Source organism: Kitasatospora setae KM-6054 (genome assembly GCF_000269985.1).
GTDB classification, from domain to species: Bacteria; Actinomycetota; Actinomycetes; order Streptomycetales; family Streptomycetaceae; genus Kitasatospora; species Kitasatospora setae.
The window spans coordinates 3,261,529-3,283,198 of record NC_016109.1 but is presented as its reverse complement, the minus strand read 5'-3'; the positions used below and the strand labels follow the sequence as shown (position 1 = coordinate 3,283,198).

Genomic DNA, 21,670 nt, shown 5'->3' with positions numbered 1-21,670 from the left:
AATGAGCGACACCGAGGCCGACCACTCCCCGCCGGACGAGCAGTCCGGCGGGGAGCACGCTGTGCGCGGCGACGTGCTGAGTTCCACCACCGGCCGGCCGCGCCGGCGCCGGTGGTGGGCGCACCTGCTCGCGCCGGTGGTCCGCCCGTTCCGGCACCCGGTGGGCCGGCTGCTGGCGCTGTACCGCCGCTCCATCCAGCTGCGGGTGGTGGCGATGACGCTGCTGCTCTCCTTCGTGGTGGTGCTGGTGCTCGGCGTGGTGGTGGTCGCGCAGGTGCGCACCGGGCTGCTGGAGACCAAGCAGAAGTCCGCCCACGGGCAGGCCCTGGGCGGCTTCCAGATCGAGCAGGACAAGATCAACGAGGCGATCAACCTGCAGACGAAGGCCGGCCCGACCGCCGACCCGACCCGCGACCAGATCAACGCCTGGCTGACCAAGCAGGTCTCCGACCTGGCCTCCGGCGGCTCCGGCGTCTACTCGGTGATCGCGCTCGCCCCCGGCGGCCAGGAGGCCAGCGCCTCCAGCGCCGGCCTGCGCGGCGCCCGCTACTCCGGCTCGATCCTGCCCGACTCGATCACCCCCGAGCTGCGCGCCAAGGTCGCCGCCGACCCGTCCAACCCGCAGGAGCAGCCGGTCAAGCTGCACCGCGCCCCGGACAGCCAGGCCAAGCCCGACGACGACAAGGGCCTGGCGATCGGCAAGCAGTTCACCGGCCCGGACGGCACCTCGTACCAGCTGTACTACGTGTTCTCCTTCTACCAGGAGACCTCGACCCTCAACCTGGTGATCGGCACCCTGGCCACCGCCGGGCTGTTCCTGGTCATCCTGCTGGGCTGCATCGCCTGGCTGGTGGTCCGGCAGGTCGTCACGCCGGTGCGGATGGCCGCCGGGATCTCCGAGCGGCTCGCCGCCGGGCACTTCGACGAGCGGATGAAGGTCACCGGCACCGACGACATCGCCCGCCTCGGCGAGTCGTTCAACCGGATGGCCAACGGCCTGCAGGCGCAGATCCGCAAGCTGGAGGAGCTCTCCCGGGTGCAGCGCCGGTTCGTCTCGGACGTCTCGCACGAGCTGCGCACCCCGCTGACCACCGTCCGGATGGCCGCCGACCTGATCTACGACAGCCGCGAGGACCTGGACCCGATGGCGGCCCGCTCCGCCGAGCTGCTCCAGGACCAGCTGGACCGCTTCGAGTCGCTGCTCGCCGACCTGCTGGAGATCAGCCGGTTCGACGCGGGCGCGGCGATCCTGGACGCCGAGCCGGTCGACCTGCGGGGCATCGTGACCCGGGTGGTCGAGGCGGCCGACCCGCTGGCCCGGGCCAAGGGCAGCGCGGTGCTGATCCGCGGCGCCGAGAACCCGGTACTCGCGGAGGTCGACGGCCGCCGGATCGAGCGGATCCTGCGCAACCTGGTGGTCAACGCGCTGGAGCACGGCGAGGGCCGGGACGTGGTGATCCGGCTCGGCTCGGCCGAGGGCGCGGTCGCCGTCGGCGTCCGCGACTACGGTATCGGCCTCAAGCCCGGCGAGGCCTCCCGGGTGTTCCACCGGTTCTGGCGGGCCGACCCGTCCCGGGTGCGGACCACCGGCGGCACCGGCCTCGGCCTGTCCATCGCGGTCGAGGACGCCCACCTGCACGGCGGCTGGCTGCAGGCCTGGGGCGAACCCGGCGGCGGCTCGCACTTCCGGCTGACCCTGCCGCGCACCCGCGGCGGCGAGATCTCCCGGGCCCCGTTCCGGCTGGAACCGGAGGACTCCCGCTACAACCGCGGCATGTCCTCGGCCGGCGCCCCGTACCGCCGCACCGCCCGCGGCGCGACCGCGCTGACCGGCGGCGAGTCGACCGCCGTCCCGGAGACCCCGGACACCGAGCGGCACACCTTCGGCTCCGGCCTCGGCGGCGTCCTCAGCATCGGTCCGGGGCTCGGCCGGCCCGCCGCCGCCCCGGTCTCCGACCCCTCGGACGTCACGGGTTACGGTGCCACGGGCGCGCAGATCGTGGTCGACCGCGGCCGCCCGACCCAGTCGGCCCCGCCCGCACCGGACGGCGCCGAGACCGACCAGGAGGGGACCGCCGGTGCGCAGGACCGACAGGACGACTGACCGGCGGGCCCTCGCGGCGGGCTGGACCGTGCTGCTGGCGACCGCCGCCACCGGCTGCGTGTCGATGCCCTCCGGCGGCGCCCCGCAGCGCCTGGAGGTGTCGCAGAACGCCGCCGACGCCCTCCAGGTGCACGTCTACCCGGTCGCCCCGCGCAAGGGCGAGAGCCCCCGCGACCTGCTGAACGGATTCCTGGACTCCTCCAACGCCGACCAGGCCGACTACGACACCGCCAAGCAGTACCTGACCACCGTCGCGGCCAAGACCTGGAAGCCCGACGCCGGCGTGGTGGTGCTGGCCGGCACCCCGGAGATGGACATGTCCCAGCCCACGGACGACGCCGTCACCTTCCAGCTCAGCGTCGAGGGCAAGCAGGTCGCCACCCTCGACGAGCAGCACACCTACCAGGCCGCGGCCGGCCAGGCGTACGGCCGGGTCTTCACCTTCGTGAAGGAGTCCGACGGCCCCGACAAGGGCGAGTGGCGGATCAGCGACCTGCCGAACGGCCTGATCGTCGACCAGACCAACTTCAAGAACACCTACAAGCCGGTCCACCGCTACTTCTTCGCCGCGCCCGACACCTCCGCCACCCGCCCGCAGATCTCCCCGGTGCTGGTGCCCGACCCGATCTACCTGCGGCGCCGAATAGACCCGCTGACCGAGGCCGCCCAGGCCACCGCGGACGGCCCCTCGCGCTGGCTCGGCCCGGTGGTGACCAGCAAGCTGGACGGCGTCCGGGTGCAGGGCGCCAGCATCGGCGACAACCGGGTGGCCACCGTCAAGCTGGAGGGCGGCGACCCGGCCGCCTGCAAGCAGATGGCCCAGCAGCTCTTCCAGACCCTCGCCGACCAGCAGAGCAAGCTGGACCGGCTCGACCTCTCGCTCACCGGCGGCAGCTGCTCGCTCAGCGCCGGCGAGGCCGCGCTGGTAGCCCCCGGCGCGCTGGCCGGCACCGACAACGGCGTCCGGGCGTACATCCAGACCGAGGACGGCCGGCTCAGCACCTACCAGGAGGGCCTGGACCCGGTCCCCGTCCCCGGGCCGCTCGGCCAGGCCCCGCAGGCCGGCGGCTTCCACCCCGGCACCGGCGCCGTCGCCGTCCGCCGGGACGGCAACGCCGCCGCCGCGATCGGCGCCGACGGCCGCGAACTGGTCGAGGTCGAGCTCACCGAGAACGCCAAGTACGGCGAGCGGATCGTCGCCAGCCGCGCCCCCGCGCCCGACCAGGGCCTGGCCTCGCCCAGCTGGGACGGCCGGCAGGACCTCTGGCTGGTCGACCGCGACCCGGCCGCGCCCCGGGTGCTGATGGTGCGCGAGCGCACCGTCGTCCCGGTGCAGGTCGACGGGCTGGACGGGCGGACCGTCCGGTCGCTGCGGATCTCCTCCGACGGCACCCGGATCGCGCTGCTGCTCAGCCGCGGCGACGGCCCGGCCAAGCTGGCGCTCGGCCTGGTGCGGCACGACGGCAGCTCGAAGAACCCGACCGCCCGGATCACCGGGCTGCGCGACGTCGCCCCCCAGCTGACCGAGGTCGCCGCCGTCTCCTGGGGCGACACCGACCAGCTGGTGGTGCTCGGCAAGGAGGTCGACCGGCTGCAGCAGCTGCACTTCCTCGGCACCGACGGCTCGCAGTCCACCGACTCCCCGCTGCAGGGCGGCGAGTCGATGACCGCGCTGTCCGCCACCGAGGCCCGGCTGCCCGCCGACCCGACCGGACCCGCCGGGCCCGCCGTGCTCACCGTCTCCGACCACGGCCTCTACCGGCTCAAGGACAACCAGTGGCACGAGGTGCCCAGCAAGGGCAACCCCGGCGCGTTCAGCTACCCGGGCTGACGGCCGGGCCGCGGCCGACCGGGGCCGGACCGGCCCCGGCGCCGTTCACCGGCCCGGGCTGAGCCCGGCCTCCCCCGGCACCGCCCCGCGCCGCCCCGGGCCCGCCCCGCGCCGGGCGGTGGCCGCGACGGTCGCCGCCGCCCGCGGCGGGCAGCCCGCCGCGCGCAGCGCCCGGGCCGCCTCGGCCAGGCTCGCCCCGGTGGTCACCAGGTCGTCCACCAGCACCAGCCGGTGCCCGGCCAGCGGGCCCGCCAGCCGGGCCGGGACGGCCAGCGCGCCGTCCAGGTTGCGGTGCCGCTCGGCCGCGCCCAGGCCCGCCTGGTCGGCCACCGGGCGGCTGTGCCGCAGCACCGGCGCGACCAGGGTGGCGATCCCGCCGCGGCGCAGCTCGCGGGCGGCCGCCCGGGCCAGCCGCAGCGTCGGGTCGTGGCCGCGGGCCCGGGTCGCGGCCCGCGCCGAGGGCACCGGCACCAGCAGCAGCGGGGCGGCGCCCGCCCCGGTGGCGGAGCGCACGGCGGCGGCCAGCGCGCCGCCCAGCGGGGCGGCCAGCCGGAGCGCGCCGCGCTCCTTGTGGGCGAGCAGCAGGTGGCGCACCGGCCCGGCGTAGGGCGCGGCGGCGTGCACCGGCGGCAGTCCGGGGGGCGGGCGGTGCGGGCCGGCCGGCCCGGCGGCGGTGCCGGCCAGCAGCGCGCGGCAGAGCGGGCAGAGGCCGCCGAGGCCGCTCCCGCAGCCGGCGCAGCGGGCCGGGAGCAGCAGGTCGAGCAGGGCGGCGACGGCCCGGACGGGGCCGGATCCGGGCTGGTGGGCGGTGCTGCGGCTCGTCACGGAACCCCTCCGGAACGCTCGCCGGGCGGCGACATCAGCCATACGGTGGGCGGTGCCGGGCGTGTTGTCCAGCCGTTCACCCTTGTTTCACCCGTAGGTGGGTAAACAGGGGGGAACAGCCGGGCCGCCGGCCGCACGCCGGTACGTTCCGTTCGACTGGGGAGGCGATATCCCCGCGTCGGGTGTTGCATGAGGCTTCCAGGGGTTTCGAACGCTCCTGGTGGGGAGGAAGTGAGGTAAGAGGGCCGGTGGTCCTCGTCGGCTCTCCGGGCGGCGCCCGGCGGGCGGCGGCGGCCGACTGGTCCGGCTGGGTCTCACGCCGGTTCGGGACGCACACCGAACCGGTCAGCACGAGGGATCGGAGTTCTGCGTGGACATCGTCGTCAAGGGCCGCAAGACCGAGGTGCCCAAGAGGTTCCGCGAGCACGTGGCCGAGAAGCTGGAGAAGGTCCAGAAGTTCGACACCAAGGCGATCAGCCTGGATGTCGAGGTGTCCAAGGAGCACAATCCGCGTCAGGCCGACCGTTCCGACCGGGTGGAGATCACCCTCCGCAGCCGGGGCCCGGTGATCCGGGCCGAGGCGTCCGCCAACGACCCGTGGGCGGCGCTGGACCTGGCCTCCGCGAAGCTGGAGGCGCAGCTGCGCAAGTCCGCGGACCGCCGCCGGGTGCACAAGGGCGGGACCAACGGGCGGACGCCGCTCAGCGTCTCCGCGGCGACCGCCGCGCTGGCCGACCTGCCCGCCACCGAGGCCGCCCCGAGCGTCAACGGCGCGGCCCGCAAGACCGTCGCCGGCAACCTGGAGGTCGAGGGCGACGGGCCGCTGGTGGTCCGCGAGAAGACCCACGCCGCGGCGCCGATGTCGCTGGACCAGGCGCTGTACGCGATGGAGCTGGTCGGCCACGACTTCTACCTCTTCCAGGAGAAGGACAGCGGGCTGCCGAGCGTGGTCTACCGCCGGCACGGCTACCACTACGGCGTGATCCACCTGAAGGAGGACCTGGCCGCCGCCGCGGACGCCGCCGGGGCCGGCGGCGCGATCAACGGGCCCGACGAGGACTGACGGCGCCGCCCCGCCCCGGGCGGGGAGCACGGTGACCCCGGCGGCCGGACCGGCCGCCGGGGTCACCCGCGCGCGGAGTCACCCAGCCGGGCGGTTCGGCGCCGCAGGGTGACCGGACCGGCCCCCGGCCGTGGAATGATGGGCGGGTCGGACGTGACCTGAGGGCGGGGGAGAAGCGGATGGGGGAGCTTTCGCGCGCGGGCCGGGAGTCCGAGGACGACGGCTTCCCGCCGGGCCGCGCGGAGCCGATCCGGGTGCTGGTGGTGGACGACCACGCGCTGTTCCGCCGGGGCCTGGAGATCGTGCTGGCCGAGGAGCAGGACATCCGGGTGATCGGCGAGGCGGGCGACGGCGCGGAGGCCGTGCTGAAGGCCGCCGACCTGCTGCCGGACATCATCCTGATGGACGTCCGGATGCCGCGGCGCAGCGGCATCGAGGCGTGCACCGCGATCAAGGACGTGGTGCCCAGCGCCAAGATCATCATGCTGACGATCAGCGACGAGGAGGCCGACCTCTACGAGGCGATCAAGGCGGGGGCCACCGGCTACCTGCTGAAGGAGATCTCCACCGACGAGGTGGCCACCGCGATCCGCGCGGTGGCCGACGGGCAGTCGCAGATCAGCCCCTCGATGGCGGCCAAGCTGCTGACCGAGTTCAAGTCGATGATCCAGCGCCGCTCGGACGACCGGGAGCTGCTGCCCGCGCCCCGGCTGACCGACCGGGAGCTGGAGGTGCTCAAGCTGGTGGCCACCGGGATGAACAACCGGGAGATCGCCAAGGAGCTGTTCATCAGCGAGAACACCGTGAAGAACCACGTGCGCAACATCCTGGAGAAGCTGCAGCTGCACTCCCGGATGGAGGCCGTGGTCTACGCCATGCGGGAGAAGATCCTCGAAATAGGCTGAGCGCGGGCCGGGAGCGGCCGCCGGCCGCTCCCGGGCGGGCCGCTCAGCCCAGCAGCTTCTCCAGCTCCGGCCGGAGCGACTCGTCGTCCAGCCGCTCCACCCGGACGGCGCCGCAGCCCGTCCACCCGGCGGCCTCGCGCAGCGCCTCGGCCAGCGCCGGGACGTGCCGCGGGCCGTCCAGCGAGACCTGGCGGGCCACCAGGGTCGTCCCCTCGCGGGCCGGGTCGACCCGGCCGACCAGCCGGCCGCCGGCCAGCAGCGGCATCGCGAAGTAGCCGTGCACCCGCTTGTGCTTGGGGGTGTACGCCTCCAGCCGGTGGGTCATGCCGAAGATCCGCTCGGTGCGGGCGCGGTCCCAGATCAGCGAGTCGAACGGGGAGAGCAGGGCGGTGCGGTGCCGGCCGCGCGGCTCGGTGGCGAGCGCCGCCGGGTCGGCCCAGGCCGGGGCGTCCCAGCCCTCGACCTCGACCGGGACGAGGCCCGAGCCGGGGAGCGCGGCGTCCAACTGGGCGGCCTTCAGGCGGTGGTAGTCCTGCAGGTCGGAGCGGGTGGCGACGCCCAGCGCGGCGCCGGCCCTGGCCACCAGCGCGGTCAGGCACTCGGCGTCGGACGGCTCGCGCCCGAACAGCCCGGCCGGGACGGCCCGTTCGGCCAGGTCGTAGACCCGCTTCCAGCCGCGTCGCTCGGTCACCACCACGTCGCCGAAGGCGAGCGCCCGCTCCACGGCGGTCTTGGTGTCGGACCAGTCCCACCACTCGGAGGTCCTCTTGGCGCCGCCGAGCCCGGTGGAGGTCAACGGGCCCTCGGCGCGCAGCCGGTCGATCACCTCGGCGTAGGACCCGGGGGAGATCGGGTGGCCCCAGACGCGCCCCTTGTCCCGGTACGCGCGGCGGCGGAAGGCGAACAGCGGCCAGTCCTCCATCGGCAGCACGCAGGCCGCGTGCGACCAGTACTCGAACGCGGTGCCGTGCCCCCAGTACGCCTGCTCGACCGGGCGGCGGCCGACCGCGCCGAGCCGGGCGTACGGCACCAGTTCGTGCGAGCGGGCCAGCACCGAGATGGTGTCCAACTGGACGGCGCCGAGCTGCCGCAGGACGCCCGCGGCGCCGGCCCGGCGGTCGGGGGAGCCGAGCAGGCCCTGGGCGCGCAGCGCGAGCCGGCGGGCGTGGTCGGCGGTGATCCGGGCGACCGGCGCGGGGGCCGCCGGAGCCGCCGGAGCCGTGCGGGGCTTGGCAGCGGCGGGGCTCGCGGCGGCCGCGGCGGGGGTGCCGGCGAGGGGTTCGGCAGGGGGGTTGGCCATGGGGCGAGGCTAGGCGAGGGCACTGACAACGGGCCGTCGGCGAACCGCTTTGACCGTTTGGCCCCGGCATCGGGCGATGTGCTCCCAGGGGTGACACAGGAATAGCGTGCTGACGGACCTCCCGGCCGCTCGGAGTCCTCGCATACGATGGCCCGTACGGTGGGGTGAACTCCCCACCGGCAGTCATCCAGAGCCGAATGAGGCAAGGAGCCCGCTCACGTGTCCGTCTTCGACAAGATCCTGCGCGCAGGCGAGGGCAAGATCCTCCGCAAGCTGCAGCGGATTGCCGCCCAGGTCAACTCGATCGAAGAGGACTTCGTCAACCTCACCGACGAAGAGCTGCGCGCGCTGACCGACGAGTACAAGAACCGCCTGGCCGAGGGCGAGACCCTCGACGACATCCTGCCCGAGGCGTTCGCGACGGTCCGCGAGGCCGCCAAGCGCGTGCTGGGCCAGCGCCACTACGACGTCCAGATCATGGGCGGCGCGGCCCTCCACCACGGCCACGTCGCCGAGATGCGCACCGGCGAGGGCAAGACCCTGGTCGGCACCCTGCCCGCGTACCTGAACGCGCTGACCGGCAAGGGCGTGCACCTGATCACCGTCAACGACTACCTCGCCGAGCGCGACTCGGAGTGGATGGGCCGGGTGCACCGCTTCCTCGGCCTGGAGGTCGGCGTGATCCTGGCGAACATGTCGCCGGCCGAGCGCAAGCGCCAGTACGCGATGGACATCACGTACGGCACCAACAACGAGTTCGGCTTCGACTACCTGCGCGACAACATGGCGTGGTCGCAGGACGAACTGGTGCAGCGCGGCCACAACTTCGCGATCGTCGACGAGGTCGACTCGATCCTGATCGACGAGGCCCGCACCCCGCTGATCATCTCGGGCCCGGCCGACCAGGCCACCAAGTGGTACAACGACTTCGCCAAGCTGGTGCAGCGCCTCAAGATCGACCGCGACTACGAGGTCGACGAGAAGAAGCGCACCGTCGGCATCCTGGAGGAGGGCGTCGGCCGGGTCGAGGACTACCTGGGCATCGACAACCTCTACGAGTCGGTGAACACCCCGCTGGTGGGCTTCCTGAACAACGCCATCAAGGCCAAGGAGCTCTACAAGGCCGACAAGGACTACGTCGTCATCAACGGCGAGGTCATGATCGTCGACGAGCACACCGGCCGCATCCTGGCCGGCCGCCGCTACAACGAGGGCATGCACCAGGCGATCGAGGCCAAGGAAGGCGTCGAGGTCCAGAACGAGAACCAGACGCTGGCCACCATCACCCTGCAGAACTTCTTCCGCCTCTACGGCAAGCTCTCCGGCATGACCGGTACCGGCACCACCGAGGCGGCCGAGTTCCACCAGATCTACAAGCTCGGCGTCGTCCCGATCCCGACCAACAAGACCCCGAAGCGGATCGACCAGCCCGACCTGATCTACAAGTCGGAGCCGGCCAAGTTCGCCGCCGTGGTCGAGGACATCGCCGAGCGGCACGAGAAGGGCCAGCCGGTCCTGGTCGGCACCGTCTCGGTCGAGAAGTCCGAGTACCTGTCGCAGGAGCTGCGCAAGCGCGGCATCCCGCACGAGGTGCTGAACGCCAAGCACCACGAGCGCGAGGCGCAGATCGTCGCGCAGGCCGGCCGCAAGGGCGCCGTCACCGTCGCCACCAACATGGCCGGCCGCGGCACCGACATCATGCTCGGCGGCAACTCCGAGCACCTGGCCGCCGCCGAGCTGGCCCAGCGCGGCATCACCCCCGAGGACACCCCGGAGGAGTACGAGGCCGGCTTCCCGGAGGCGCTGGAGAAGGCCAAGCTCGCGGTCAAGGCGGAGCAGGAGGAGGTGCAGGAGATCGGCGGCCTGTACGTCCTGGGCACCGAGCGGCACGAGTCCCGCCGGATCGACAACCAGCTGCGCGGCCGCTCCGGCCGCCAGGGCGACCCGGGCGAGTCCCGGTTCTACCTCTCGCTGGGCGACGACCTGATGCGCCTGTTCAAGGCCGGCATGGTCGAGCGCGTGCTGTCGATGGCGAACGTCCCCGAGGACGTCCCGATCGAGTCGAAGATGGTCACCCGCGCCATCGCCTCCGCGCAGACCCAGGTCGAGCAGCAGAACTTCGAGATCCGCAAGAACGTCCTCAAGTACGACGAGGTCCTCAACCGCCAGCGCGAGGTCATCTACGGCGAGCGCCGCCGCGTCCTGGAGGGCGAGGACCTGCAGGAGCAGGTCGGCCACTTCATGGACGACACCGTCGCCGCGTACGTCAACGCCGCCACCGGCGAGGGCTTCGAGGACGACTGGGACCTCGACAAGCTGTGGACCGCGCTCAAGCAGCTCTACCCGGTCTCGCTCGACCTGGACGCGCTGGAGGAGGAGGCCGCGGACCAGGGCGGGCTCACCCCCGAGTACCTCACCAAGGCCATCCAGGAGGACGTGGCCGCCGCCTACGGCCGCCGCGAGGACCAGCTCGGCGACCAGATCATGCGCGAGCTGGAGCGCCGGGTCGTCCTGTCGGTGCTGGACCGCCGCTGGCGCGAGCACCTCTACGAGATGGACTACCTCCAGGAGGGCATCGCGCTGCGCGCCTACGCCCAGCGCGACCCGCTGGTCGAGTACCAGCGCGAGGGCTTCGACCTGTTCTCCGCGATGATGGAGGGCATCAAGGAGGAGTCCGTCGGCTACCTGTTCAACCTGGAGGTCCAGGTCGAGCAGCAGGTCGAGGAGGTCCCGGTGCCGGACGACGAGCAGGTGCTGCTCGACAAGCTGGAGAAGGACGCCGTCCCGGCCGCCCGCCCGGAGATCCGCGCCAAGGGCCTGGAGGCCCCCGAGCGCAAGAAGCTGCACTACACCGCCCCGTCCGACGAGATCGGCGGCGGCGTGATCGAGGGCGACTTCGACGAGGACGGGCTGGTCGGCGAGGGCGACGGCCTGACCCGCGCCGAGCGCCGCAAGGCCGCCAAGGCGGCCAAGGGCGGCCGGCGCCGCAAGGGCTGACCCGGACCGGGCTCCGGACGGCGGGGCGCCACTCCTCACGGGGGTGGCGCCCCGCCGCGCTGTTCCCCGGGCGCTCACCCGGTCTCCACGGCGGCGCACTGCCACTGGCCGGTGCGGCCGTGCCGCTCCAGCCGGAACGCCAACAGGTGGTGCCGGACGCCGAGTTCGACCCGCACGCAGACCTCCACCGCGCCCGGGACCGGCACGCAGTCGTGCACCCGGCCCAGCCGGGGCCGCAGCACCCGGCCGCGCGGGCGCAGCGCGCCCGTCCGCACCAGGGTCGCGAGCTGGTGGAAGCCCGGCAGCGTGGTGTGCCGCTGCAACTGGTGCACCGGGCGCTCCCCGCACAGCACCTCGACCAGCCGGTGCGCGAACCGGCCCGCCAGCTCGGCGTGCCCCGTGCTGCCCGGTGCGGCCGTCCGGGGCCGGTGGGCCGCCGGGCGGCCGCCGTCGCAGGCCGCGCGCGGGCTGCGGGCCTGCCGGGCGGCCGGCGGGTGCGGGCCGGCGGGCGGGCCCGACGGGTGCCCGGGCGGCAGCGGGTGCGGATGGCGGACCGGGCGGCGGTCGGCGGGGGCGGGCCGGACCAGCGGGTGGATCCGGGGGCCGGGCGTCCGGGTGAGCGGCTCGGTCATCAGGGCCCTTTCGGCGGGGGAGTCGGGGCGGCGGTCGTCTGTCGGGGCCTTTGCTACCGGGCGGGCCGGGGCCGTTCCAAGGGGGTTTCCCGGGTTCCGGCGGGCCGCGGAAATCCACCCGTACGGGTGGCGGGCCGCTGCCCGCAACGCTGCCGCCGGCGGCGCCGGGCGCGCGAGTTGACGGCCGGTCGGTCCGGGCGGGGCCCGTAGGGGGACGCGGGCGGTGACCTGATCGGCGCACCGGCCCGGCGGGCGGGGAGCGCGGACGGGCGGTGGCGGGGGCGGGGGCGGGGAGCGCGGGTACGGCGGGCCGGGCGGGCTGCGTATTCTTGATTCGTCGCACAGTGAGACCGTCAGAAGGGTGCCCCCGATGCGCGTGTACGTGCCCACCACGTTGAAGGACCTGGCGGTGGCGCACCCGGAGGGCGTGCTGGAGCAGAGCGTCGCCTACGCGGTGACGCCCGCGCTGCGCGAGTGGTACGTCAGCGACGACCTGGAGGAACTGGAGTACGCGGCGCTGAACCGGGCGGCGCTCTCCTCGGTCCGGCTGCTTGCCGCCGACCCGGAGGCGCCGTGCCGCCGGGTGGTGCTGGCCGTCGAGGTCGCCGACTCGGCGGTGAGCCGCTTCCCCGGCGACGAGTACCAGGACCAGGCCTCGCTCGGCCGGGTGGTGCTGGCCGGCTCGATCCGGCTGGCCAAGGCCGCCGCGGTGCACGCGGACGACACCGACCCGGACGTGCTGGCCGACGTGGCCGCCGCGGCCGCCGCGATCGTCGCCGCCGACGAGGGCGACCAGGACGCGCAGTTCACCGTGGACGGCGCGGAGGACCACGACCTGCTGTGGTTCGCGATCCAGGAGATCCCGAGCCTGATCGCCTGAGTGCCCGAGCGCCTGCTCCCGGCCGCTCCCGGCCGTCGTGAGGACCCCGCCCCGGCGGGGTCCTCGGCGTTCCCGGCCCGGGCCCCGGGTCAGCCGTCCGCCGGGTCGGGGGCCGGGTCGACCAGGCCCCGGACGGCGAGCTGGTAGCCGAGTTCGGTGCGGCTGCGGCTGCCGGTGGCGTCGCAGGCGCGCTTCACGTGGTTGGCCACCGAGCGCAGGCTGATGCCGAGCCGGCTCGCGATCGCCTTGTCGGGCACGCCGTGGACCAGCAGGCGCAGCACGGCGTGGTGGATCTTGTCGGACAGCACCTCCGCCCCGGCCTCCTGGAGCATCGTCATCGGCCTGGAGCGCTCCCACTCCAGCTCGAAGGAGCGGACCAGGTAGCGCACGATGCCGGGGTGCCGGATCGCCAGCGCCTCGGTGCTGCGGTCGCGCACGCTGGGGATGAAGGCGATGGCGCGGTCGCACACGATGAGCCGCTCGAACAGCTCGTCGGAGGTGCGGACCTCGGCGCCGGCCGCGCCGACCTGCTCGACGTACGCCAGGGTCGGCCCGTGGGTGCGGACGGAGTGCTGGTAGAGCGTCCGCTGGTGCACGCCGCGGGCGGCCAGCTGCAGGTCGCGCGGGAGGGCCTCGGCGAGCAGGGCGGGGGCGCGGCCCCCGCCGGGCTGCATGGTGAGCAGTTCGCCGGTGCAGGCGCTGACCGCTTGCTCCAGGGCGGTGCTGATGACGTCGGCGCCGATCAGCCGGTGCACCAGCGAGTCCTCCTGGCGGGCCTCCCGGTAGACGCCCTCCAGGTGGGAGATCGACACCCGGATGGCGGCCAGCCGGTGCTGGTGCTCCAGGATCGCGCGCTCGACGGGCTGGGTGAGGCCGAAGACCGCGACCTCCGGCGGGACGGGGACCAGCGCGCCGGTCTCCGGGGAGCGGCTGAGCAGGCCCCACTCCAGGACGCAGGCCGGCGGGTCGTCCGGGGCGGGACGGCCGCGCAGGACCTCGCGGTACGTGTTCAGGCCCCGCTCGCACATCTCCACGTGTCCGTTTGGTCCGGCATTCTCAGTGTTTCCGCACATATGCTCTCCCTGCATTTTCGTGCACTGCAGGTAGATCCTGCCAGCCCCCCCTGTCTGCCGCGCATCCGGACTGGAAAGCTCTTCCTGACGAACTCCGGAGCCCAATTTCCTGAACGGGTGCAGACATGAATGCTCTTCGCGGAAAATCCCTCGCCCGGCGAAAGCCGGCGGCCCGTGCGGCCGGCCTGGGAATCATTCTCCTGGCCGTCCTGCCGGTCATCGGACTCGCCGGAACCGCCGGCCCCGCCGCCGCGGAGGGCGCGCCCGCTCCGGTCCCGACCGGAATCACCGCGAGTCCCCTCGGGGATTCCGCCTGGGGCTGACCCCGGTCGGTCCGGCTCCTCCTCCCATCTCCACTCCCCGAAGGACACACACGATGACCCGCACCGCGGTGGTCACTGGCGCCAGCAGCGGAATCGGAAAGGCCACCGCGCGGCGGCTGGCCGAGGACGGCTACCACGTCGTCCTGGTCGCCCGCCGGGCCGACCGGCTGGCCGAGCTCGCCCGGGAGACCGGCGGCACGGCGGTGGTCTGCGACATCACCGACCCGGAGGCGGTCCGCGCGGCCCTCGGCGGCCTGCCGGCCTGCGACCTGCTGGTCAACGTCGCGGGCGGGGCGCTGGGCGCCGAGCCGGTCGCCGAGGCGACCGGGGCCGACTGGCAGCGGATGTTCGCGGTGAACGTGCTGGGCACCCTGCACGTCACCCGCACCCTGCTGCCGCTGCTGCGCGCCTCGGCCGAGGGCGCCACCATCGTCACCGTCACCTCCACCGCCGCGTTCGTGAACTACGAGGGCGGGGCCGGCTACAGCGTCGCCAAGCACGGCGAGCACGCGCTGGCCGAGACCCTCCGGCTGGAGCTGTGCGGCACCCCGATCCGGGTGGTGGAGATCGCCCCCGGCATGGTGCACACCGAGGAGTTCGCCCTCAACCGCTTCGGCGGCGACGCGGCGAAGGCCGCCGCCGTCTACGCCGGCGTCGACCGGCCGCTGACCGCCGAGGACGTCGCCGCCTGCGTGGCGCTCACCGTGGCGCTGCCCGCGCACGTCAACGTCGACCACCTGGTGGTCCGGCCGGTCGCCCAGGCCGCGCAGCACAAGACCCACCGCGGTCCGATCTTCTCCGCCTGACGGCCCCACTCCCTCCGGCGGCCGCGGAAAATCCCCCACCGACGACCGAATACCGAATACCGGATATCGGATACCGAAGACAGATCCAGCTGGAAAGGCCGGGTGATCCGCCATGTCCCTGTGGCAGAAGTTCGTAGAGAAACTCTTCGGGCGCAAGCGGCGCAAGAAGAACGACGCCTCCATCTACCCGATGTTCTGACCGTTTCCCCCCGGAGCGGCGGAAAGGAATTCCGAAGGTGCCGACCACCTCCCTCACCGCACGCCTCGTGTTCGCCCGGGCGTGCGCCCCCGAGAGCCTCTTGCCCGGCGACTCGCTACGGGACGAACTGCGGGCCGAACTGCGGGCCGGCCTGGGCCGGTCCGCGACACCGGACCGGTCCGGTGAGAGCCTCGACGGACTGCGCGCGGACGCCGCGCGCTGGGCCGACGAGGAGCGCGGGCGCTTCACCGCCCTGCTCGACCGGGCCGCCACCGACACCGACCGGGACGCCCTGGTACGGCGGGCCGCGCTCTCCTGCGCGCCGCTGTCCCTGCTCTCGGGAGCGTGGCTGCAGTGGCTCAGCGCGCCCGGCAACGCCGAGCGGGTGCCCGCCCTGCGGGTGCTCAACCTGTACGCCGCCGACCTCGGCGCCGGACACCCGCACGCCTCGCGCGGCGCGGCGTACCTCGCCCTGCTGCAGCGCCTGGAACTGGCCGAGCACGCCGTCCCCGCGGCGCGGCTCGCCCAGGACCAGCGGATCGACGAGGACGCGTTCGGCGTGCCCGCGCTGCTGCTGGCGCTGGGCCGCCGGCCGGAGGACTTCGGGCCGGAGATCGTCGGCGCCGACCTCTGCCTGCGCGAGATCGGGCTGCCGCCCGCGCTCGCCGCGGTCCGCCGGGCCCACCCGCACCTGACGGACTGGGCGGCGGTCGACCCGGGCGCCGCCCGCCGGGCCGGCGAGCCGGACGGCCGCCGGCTGGCGCTGGACGCCGCCGAGGCGCTCGGCGCCGCGGCGGCGCCGCGGGTGGCCGAGGGCTTCCGCTGGGCGCTGGGCGCGCTGCGGGCCTGGAGCGCCCGGCTGCACCACCTGGTCGAGGACGCCCTCGACCCGGTGCACGCGATGGCCGAACTGATGCGGCAGCGGGCCCGCGAGGGCTCCGTCTACCACCACGAGTTCGCCATGGAGGGCAGGTCGCTCTCGCTCTGGCTCACCGAGTGCCGCACCGACCCGCTGCCGTTCCTGGACGTCCTGGCCCGCAGCCGGATGGTCAAGCCCGGCCGCTCGGAGGCGAGTTCACTGGTCAACGGGCTGGTGGGGGAGCGCGGTCCGATGTTCCGGGTCTTCTCCCCGGAGGACCTGGCGGTGGTCCGCCGCTGGATCGACTCGCTGCCGCCGCGCGCGGAGCGGGACCTCGACCAGGAGGCCGGGCCGGCGGCACCGGCCGCCCGCCCCGCCGCCCCGCCGGCCGCGCCCGCCCCCGCGCTGCCGTCCTTCCCGGCCTCCGCGACCGGCGGCGACCGGGCGCCCGCGGACCTCCGCGAGGCGTACTGGCTGCTGCTGCGCCGGGACACCACCCCGGCCGCGCACGACTGGGCGCACCGCTACGCCAGCGGCTGGCTGGCCCGTTCCGGGCACGGCCTGGACCGCGCGGAGACCCGCCTCCCGGCGGCCTGGCCGGCCGAGGGGATGCGCCCGTGGCTGTCGGCCCAGCACGACCGGCACGGCGCCGAGTTCGAGGAGGGGCGGGAGGTCCCCGTCCCCACCCGGGAGGAACTCGTCGACTCCACCGTGCAGTTGGCCCCGCTGACGCTGATCGACGGCGCCTGGCTGCAGGGGTTCACCGAGTACGAGGACGCCGGCTCCGAGGTCGGCTTCTCGCTCTTCGAGACCTACTGGGACGAACTCGGCAACGGCGAGCCGCGGTTGAACCACCCGCTGATCTACCGCCAGGTGCTGGCGGAGATGGGCCAGCAGGTGCCGCCCACCGACTCCCGGGAGTTCGCCCGGTGGCCGGGGTTCCGGGACGGCTCCTTCGAACTGCCCGTGTACTGGCTGTCCGTCGGCCGCTTCCCGCACACGTTCCGGCCGGAGATCCTCGGCCTGAACCTCGCGATGGAGCTGTCCGGGGTCGGCGGCTCGTACCGCAGGGCCCGGATCGCCCTCAAGACGCACGGGTTCAGCACCCGCTTCGTCGACCTGCACAACACCATCGACAACGTCTCCACCGGGCACTCCGCCTGGGCGGCGGACGCCGTGGACGCCCACATGGCCACCGTGCCGGCCACCCGCCGGGCCGAGGAGTGGGCCCGGGTCCGCACCGGCTACCGGTCGCTGACCCCGCCCTCCGGATTCCGGGCCCGCCAGGCCCAGCGGCGCGCCCAGCACGCCGCGCCGCCGGTCGCCGTACCCGCCCCCTGACAACGCCGTACGCGTGAAGGAGCTTCGACCCCCATGCCCGACCTGGTTCTTGGGCTCTCCGCCTACTACCACGACAGTGCCGCCGCCCTGGTCTCCGGCGGTGTCCCGCTGGCCGCCGCGCAGGAGGAGCGGTTCAGCCGCCGCCGCCACGACCCGGCCTTCCCCGCGCAGGCCGTCGCGTACTGCCTGCGGGAGGCCGGCGCCACCCTCGACGACGTCTCCGCGATCGCCTACTACGAGGACCCCGCGCTGAAGTACCGGCGGGTGCTCTCCACCTTCGCCGCCTCCGCGCCGCGCTCCTACGGCGCCTTCAGCCGCACCCTGCCGGCCTGGCTGGACTGGAAGCGCGACACCCTCGGCGAGGTCCGCCGCGAGCTGGAGGGCCTCGGCCTCGGCCGGGTGCCCGAGGTGCTGGCGCGCCGCCACCACGAGTCGCACGCCGCCTCGGCGTTCTTCCCCAGCCCGTACGAGTCGGCCGCGGTGCTCTGCGTCGACGGCGTCGGCGAGTGGGCCACCACCACGCTCTGGCACGGCCGCGGCGGCAGCCTGGACGCGCTGGCGGAGATCCGCTTCCCGCACTCGCTCGGCCTGCTGTACTCGGCGTTCACGTACTTCTGCGGGTTCAAGGTGGACTCCGGCGAGTACAAGCTGATGGGCCTCGCCCCGTACGGCAAGCCGCGCTACGCGGAGCTGATCCGGGAGCGGCTGATCGACGTCAAGCCGGACGGCTCGTTCCGCCTCGACATGCGGTACTTCGCGTACCTGCGCGGCGAGGTGATGACCGGCAAGGGCTTCGAGCAGCTCTTCGGCGGCCCCCGCCGGATGCCCGAGAGCCCGCTGACCGAGCGGGAGTTCGACCTCGCCGCGTCCGTCCAGCAGGTCACCGAGGAGGTGGTGCTGAAGCTGGCCCGGACGGCCCGCGAGCGCACCGGCGAGTCCCGGCTCTGCCTGGCCGGCGGCGTCGCGCTGAACTGCGTGGCCAACGGGAAGATCATCCAGGACGGGGTCTTCGACGAGGTGTGGATCCAGCCCGCCGCGGGCGACGCCGGCGGCGCGCTCGGCGCCGCGCTGGCCGTCGCCCACGAGCGCGGCGCGGACCGCCCGCACCTGGGCACCGGCCGCGACGCGATGAGCGGCTCGCTGCTCGGCCCGGCCTACGGCGACGACGAGATCGCCGCCTACCTGGAGCGCGAGCGGATCCCGCACGAGCGGCTCACCCCCGAGGCGCTGGCCGGGCGGGTCGCCGAGGTGCTGGCCGAGGAGAAGATCGTCGGCTGGTTCCAGGGGCGGATGGAGTTCGGTCCGCGGGCGCTCGGCGCGCGCTCGATCATCGGCGACGCGCGGTCCCCGCGGATGCAGTCCGAGATGAACCTCAAGATCAAGTTCCGGGAGTCGTTCCGGCCGTTCGCGCCCTCCGTCCTGGAGTCCGACACCAAGGACTACTTCGACCTCCCGCAGGAGAGCCCGTACATGCTGGTGGTCGCGCCGGTGGCGCAGGCCCGGCTGATCCCGGACGCGGACGCCGCGGCGGCCGGCGTCAGCGGCCTGGACCTGCTGAAGGTGCCGCGCTCCACCATCCCCGCGGTCACCCACGTGGACCGCTCCGCCCGGGTGCAGACCGTGGCGGCCCACAACAACGCCCCGTACCACCGGCTGCTGACCGCGTTCAAGGAGGCCACCGGCTGCCCGGTGCTCGTCAACACCTCCTTCAACGTGCGCGGCGAACCGATCGTGAACACCCCGGCCGACGCCTACACCTGCTTCATGCGCACCAACATCGACTACCTCGCGCTGGGCTCCTTCCTGCTCAGCAAGGCCGACCAGCCGCAGTGGCGCGAGGACGTCGACTGGCGCGAGGCCATCCCGCTGGACTGAGCCCCCCACACCCGCGACGCGCCACGAGAGACGGACCCGTGAAGAAACCCCTGCTGTTCCTCGCCTACTTCCTGATCGTCACCCCGGTCGGGCTCGCCCAACGGCTGCTGGGCGACCCGATGACCCGCCGCCTCCGCAAGGACGCGGACTCCTACTGGGCGGTAGCTCCTGTCCGCAGGTGAGCCGTCGTCACCGACTTCGACCCGACCGGAATGACACCATGACTGAATCCCTCCTCGCAGCACCCGGCGCCGAGGTCGCCACGGACGCCGAGGCCGCCGCGGACGCCGCGGACGCCCTGCGGATCACCCACCACCGCCTCGACGACGGGGTCCGCGACGTCATCGCCAAGGAGATCGCGGAACGCACCTCCGCCTCCGTCCTCGACTCGGACGACAACCAGGCGATCCTGTCCGGCATCGGCGCCCACGTGCTCCGCCGCCACCTGCCCGGACAGGTCCTCGACGCCCTCGACGCCTTCCGCCTCGACGGCCGCCACGTCCTCAAACTGAGCAACCTCCCCACCCAGCACTTCCCCCCGACCCCGGTCCACGGCTACGGGGACGAGTCGGCCCTCCCGCTGGTCAACGCCCTGCACTTCGGGCTGGTCAAGCTGCTCGGGATGACCCCGTACGCGGTGGCCTACGAGAACCGCGGCCGGCTCATCCGCAACGTCGTGCCCAACCCGGAGGCGGCCGGCGCGACCAGCTCCTGGGGCGCCGACTCCGAGTTCTTCTGGCACACCGACAACCCGCACCTGCCCTTCGGCGAGCCCGGCACCGACCCGCGCGGCTACGTGCCCCGCTACCTGACCTTCTACACCGTCCGCAACGAGGAGCGGGTGCCCACCGAGGTCGCCGCGGTCGACGAGGTCGTCCGGCACCTCGACCCGGCGCTGCTGCGGGCCCTCGAACGGCCCGGGTTCGTGGTCGGCGCGCCCGACTCGAACGACTTCCCCGACGCGCCCGAACTCCTCGACGGCACCGCCCTGTTCGACCGCGACGAGGCCGGGCGCAACCGGGCCCGCTACGACGCGGGCACCACCCGGGGCACCGACCCGGCCACCGACGAGCAGGTCCGCGCCTTCCACACGGCGCTCGGCCGGGTGCACGGAGCCGCCTTCACGCTGGAGACCGGCGACTTCCTGGTCTTCGACAACTACCGGGTGGTCCACCGCCGGCGCGCCTTCACCCCCGACCCGGCCCCGACCGCCCGCTGGCTGCGCCGCTGCTACGCCAGCTAGCCGACCCTCACCCCCTCGCAGTCCCCAACTTCCTGAAGGAGAAGCAGAGATGTTCCGCATCGCAGTCGTCGGCGGCCGCCCCGCACCCATCGCCGGCGCCAAGGAACTCGGCATCGACGTGGTCCTGGTCCACGAGGAGGGCGCCTACGACCCGGCCATCGGCGTGCACTGCGAGCGCATCGTGCACGCGCCGATCACCGACGGCCCGGCGATCCTCGACGTCCTCAAGCCGCTGCACGACGAGCGCCCGTTCGACCGGGTCATCACCACCACCGAGTTCGCCGGCGAGTCCACCGGCTTCGTGGTCGACGCGCTCGGCCTGCCCGGCGTCACCGAGGCCACCGCCCGCGCCCTGAAGGACAAGGCGCTCACCCGCGAACTGCTCGACAAGCACGACCTCAGCCCGGTCCGCTACCGGACGGTCCGCTCCGCCGAGGAGGCCGCCGCGTTCGCCGCCGAACTCGCCGACCGGATCGTCCTCAAGCCCGCCGACGGCGTCGCCAGCCTGCACATCCACCCGGCCGGCACCCCCGAGGAGGCCGCCGCCGCGTTCGAGCGGCTGGCCGCCGACGGCGTCACCTCGGTGATCGCCGAGGAGTTCCTGGAGGGCCCGGTCGTCTCGGTGGACTCCTTCTCCTTCGAGGGCCGGCACGTCCCGATCGGCTACTCCGAGTACCGGATGAACGACCGGTTCGTCGAGTGGGAGGTCTCCACCCCCAGCCGCTACGCCACCCCGCACCTGACCGAGCTGCGCGAGCTGACCGTCCGGCTGCTCGACGCCGTCGGCCTCACCGAGGGCCCCTCGCACAGCGAGTTCGTGCTCACCCCGAAGGGCCCCCGGGTCCTGGAGTCGCACGCCCGGCTGGCCGGCAGCGGCGCCCCCGAACTGGTCCGCCGCGCCTTCGGCTGCGACCTCAACCGGTGGTTCCTCACCGTGCCGCTCGGCATCGACACCCTGCCCGCGACCTCCCCCGACCCGATCGGCGGCGCGGCCGTCCGCTTCTTCACCCCCGAGCCCGGCACCATCGAGGCGATCGAGGTCGACCCCGCCCTCGACATCGAGCTGCGCCGCCAGCCCGAGGGCGAGACCCCGCAGGTGTTCCTGCCGCACCTGGACGAGTTCGCCCCGCTGGAGGTCGCCGCCTTCATCGCGAAGAACCCCGGCGAGAGCGTCCCGCCGCTGAACACCGTCATGGACTGCGTCTCCGGCTACGTCATCGCCTCCGGCACCGACGCGGACGACGCGGTCGCCAAGTGCGACGCGGTCAACGAGCGGATCCGCTTCCGCACCGTCTGACCCGCGCCCCCCGACCGCGGGTGGCCGGAACCCCCGCCGGCCACCCGCACCCGCACCCGCACCCCGCCCGTGCCGTTCCCCGCCCCTGCCCCTGCGAAGGCCCCGAGATCGGAAAGC

The 21,670-nt window shown here is 74.0% G+C and carries 16 protein-coding genes; 12 read left to right on the top strand and 4 right to left on the bottom strand.

Features of this window, described 5'->3' with window-relative positions:
* Position 1 precedes the first annotated feature (1 nt).
* Complete coding sequence (mtrB, locus tag KSE_RS14385) at positions 2-2,104, top strand: MtrAB system histidine kinase MtrB (protein WP_014136043.1); 2,103 nt, start codon at positions 2-4, stop codon at positions 2,102-2,104.
* Entirely contained in the window at positions 2,079-3,935 is a 1,857-nt protein-coding gene (locus tag KSE_RS14380; RefSeq protein ID WP_014136042.1) for an LpqB family beta-propeller domain-containing protein, read from the top strand. Before mtrB ends, KSE_RS14380 begins: the two co-directional genes overlap by 26 nt.
* Before the next feature lie 45 nt (positions 3,936-3,980).
* On the opposite strand, the gene KSE_RS14375 is transcribed toward KSE_RS14380, so the two are convergent.
* Positions 3,981-4,760 carry a ComF family protein gene (locus KSE_RS14375; RefSeq protein WP_014136041.1) on the bottom strand — a complete coding sequence of 260 codons (780 nt, stop codon included), beginning with the start codon at positions 4,758-4,760 and terminating at the stop codon, positions 3,981-3,983.
* Positions 4,761-5,130: 370 nt separating this feature from the next.
* Between KSE_RS14375 and hpf the strand changes: the two genes are divergently transcribed.
* A complete protein-coding gene (gene hpf, locus KSE_RS14370; protein ID WP_014136040.1) occupies positions 5,131-5,823 on the top strand; it encodes a ribosome hibernation-promoting factor, HPF/YfiA family in 693 nt (230 codons plus the stop codon).
* Positions 5,824-6,002: 179 nt separating this feature from the next.
* Complete coding sequence (locus KSE_RS14365; protein WP_014136039.1) at positions 6,003-6,728, top strand: response regulator; 726 nt, start codon at positions 6,003-6,005, stop codon at positions 6,726-6,728.
* A gap of 43 nt (positions 6,729-6,771) precedes the next feature.
* Here the strand turns inward: KSE_RS14365 and KSE_RS14360 are convergent, their stop codons facing one another.
* Positions 6,772-8,028, bottom strand: coding sequence for a winged helix-turn-helix domain-containing protein (locus tag KSE_RS14360; RefSeq protein WP_014136038.1), 1,257 nt, complete (start codon positions 8,026-8,028; stop codon positions 6,772-6,774).
* A 219-nt stretch (positions 8,029-8,247) separates the two neighbouring features.
* On the opposite strand from KSE_RS14360, the gene secA reads away from it, so the two are divergent.
* Complete coding sequence (gene secA, locus KSE_RS14355) at positions 8,248-11,025, top strand: preprotein translocase subunit SecA (RefSeq protein WP_014136037.1); 2,778 nt, start codon at positions 8,248-8,250, stop codon at positions 11,023-11,025.
* 74 nt (positions 11,026-11,099) lie between these two features.
* Here secA and KSE_RS38410 read toward each other — a convergent pair whose 3' ends face one another.
* A complete protein-coding gene (locus tag KSE_RS38410; protein ID WP_014136036.1) occupies positions 11,100-11,657 on the bottom strand; it encodes an Rv3235 family protein in 558 nt (185 codons plus the stop codon).
* 370 nt (positions 11,658-12,027) lie between these two features.
* Between KSE_RS38410 and KSE_RS14345 the strand changes: the two genes are divergently transcribed.
* Positions 12,028-12,537, top strand: a complete 510-nt coding sequence (locus KSE_RS14345; RefSeq protein WP_014136035.1) for a DUF6912 family protein — start codon at positions 12,028-12,030, stop codon at positions 12,535-12,537.
* An 89-nt stretch (positions 12,538-12,626) separates the two neighbouring features.
* Here KSE_RS14345 and KSE_RS42130 read toward each other — a convergent pair whose 3' ends face one another.
* Positions 12,627-13,565 (bottom strand): helix-turn-helix transcriptional regulator, encoded by a 939-nt coding sequence (locus KSE_RS42130; RefSeq protein ID WP_231873168.1) that lies wholly within the window; start codon positions 13,563-13,565, stop codon positions 12,627-12,629.
* Positions 13,566-13,986: 421 nt separating this feature from the next.
* Between KSE_RS42130 and KSE_RS14335 the strand changes: the two genes are divergently transcribed.
* From KSE_RS14335 to KSE_RS14315, 6 genes are all read left to right on the top strand, one after another.
* Positions 13,987-14,739 (top strand): SDR family oxidoreductase, encoded by a 753-nt coding sequence (locus KSE_RS14335; RefSeq protein ID WP_014136033.1) that lies wholly within the window; start codon positions 13,987-13,989, stop codon positions 14,737-14,739.
* Between the two features lie 236 nt (positions 14,740-14,975).
* A complete protein-coding gene (locus KSE_RS14330) occupies positions 14,976-17,138 on the top strand; it encodes an iron-containing redox enzyme family protein (RefSeq protein ID WP_014136032.1) in 2,163 nt (720 codons plus the stop codon).
* Positions 17,139-17,171: 33 nt separating this feature from the next.
* Entirely contained in the window at positions 17,172-19,013 is a 1,842-nt protein-coding gene (locus KSE_RS14325; RefSeq protein WP_014136031.1) for a carbamoyltransferase family protein, read from the top strand.
* A 38-nt stretch (positions 19,014-19,051) separates the two neighbouring features.
* The gene (locus KSE_RS42810; RefSeq protein WP_014136030.1) at positions 19,052-19,195 is read left to right on the top strand and encodes a hypothetical protein; all 144 of its coding nucleotides are present in this window, start codon (positions 19,052-19,054) and stop codon (positions 19,193-19,195) included.
* Positions 19,196-19,233: 38 nt separating this feature from the next.
* The gene (locus KSE_RS14320) at positions 19,234-20,256 is read left to right on the top strand and encodes a TauD/TfdA family dioxygenase (protein ID WP_014136029.1); all 1,023 of its coding nucleotides are present in this window, start codon (positions 19,234-19,236) and stop codon (positions 20,254-20,256) included.
* A gap of 49 nt (positions 20,257-20,305) precedes the next feature.
* A complete protein-coding gene (locus KSE_RS14315) occupies positions 20,306-21,553 on the top strand; it encodes an ATP-grasp domain-containing protein (RefSeq protein WP_014136028.1) in 1,248 nt (415 codons plus the stop codon).
* Positions 21,554-21,670: the final 117 nt, after the last annotated feature.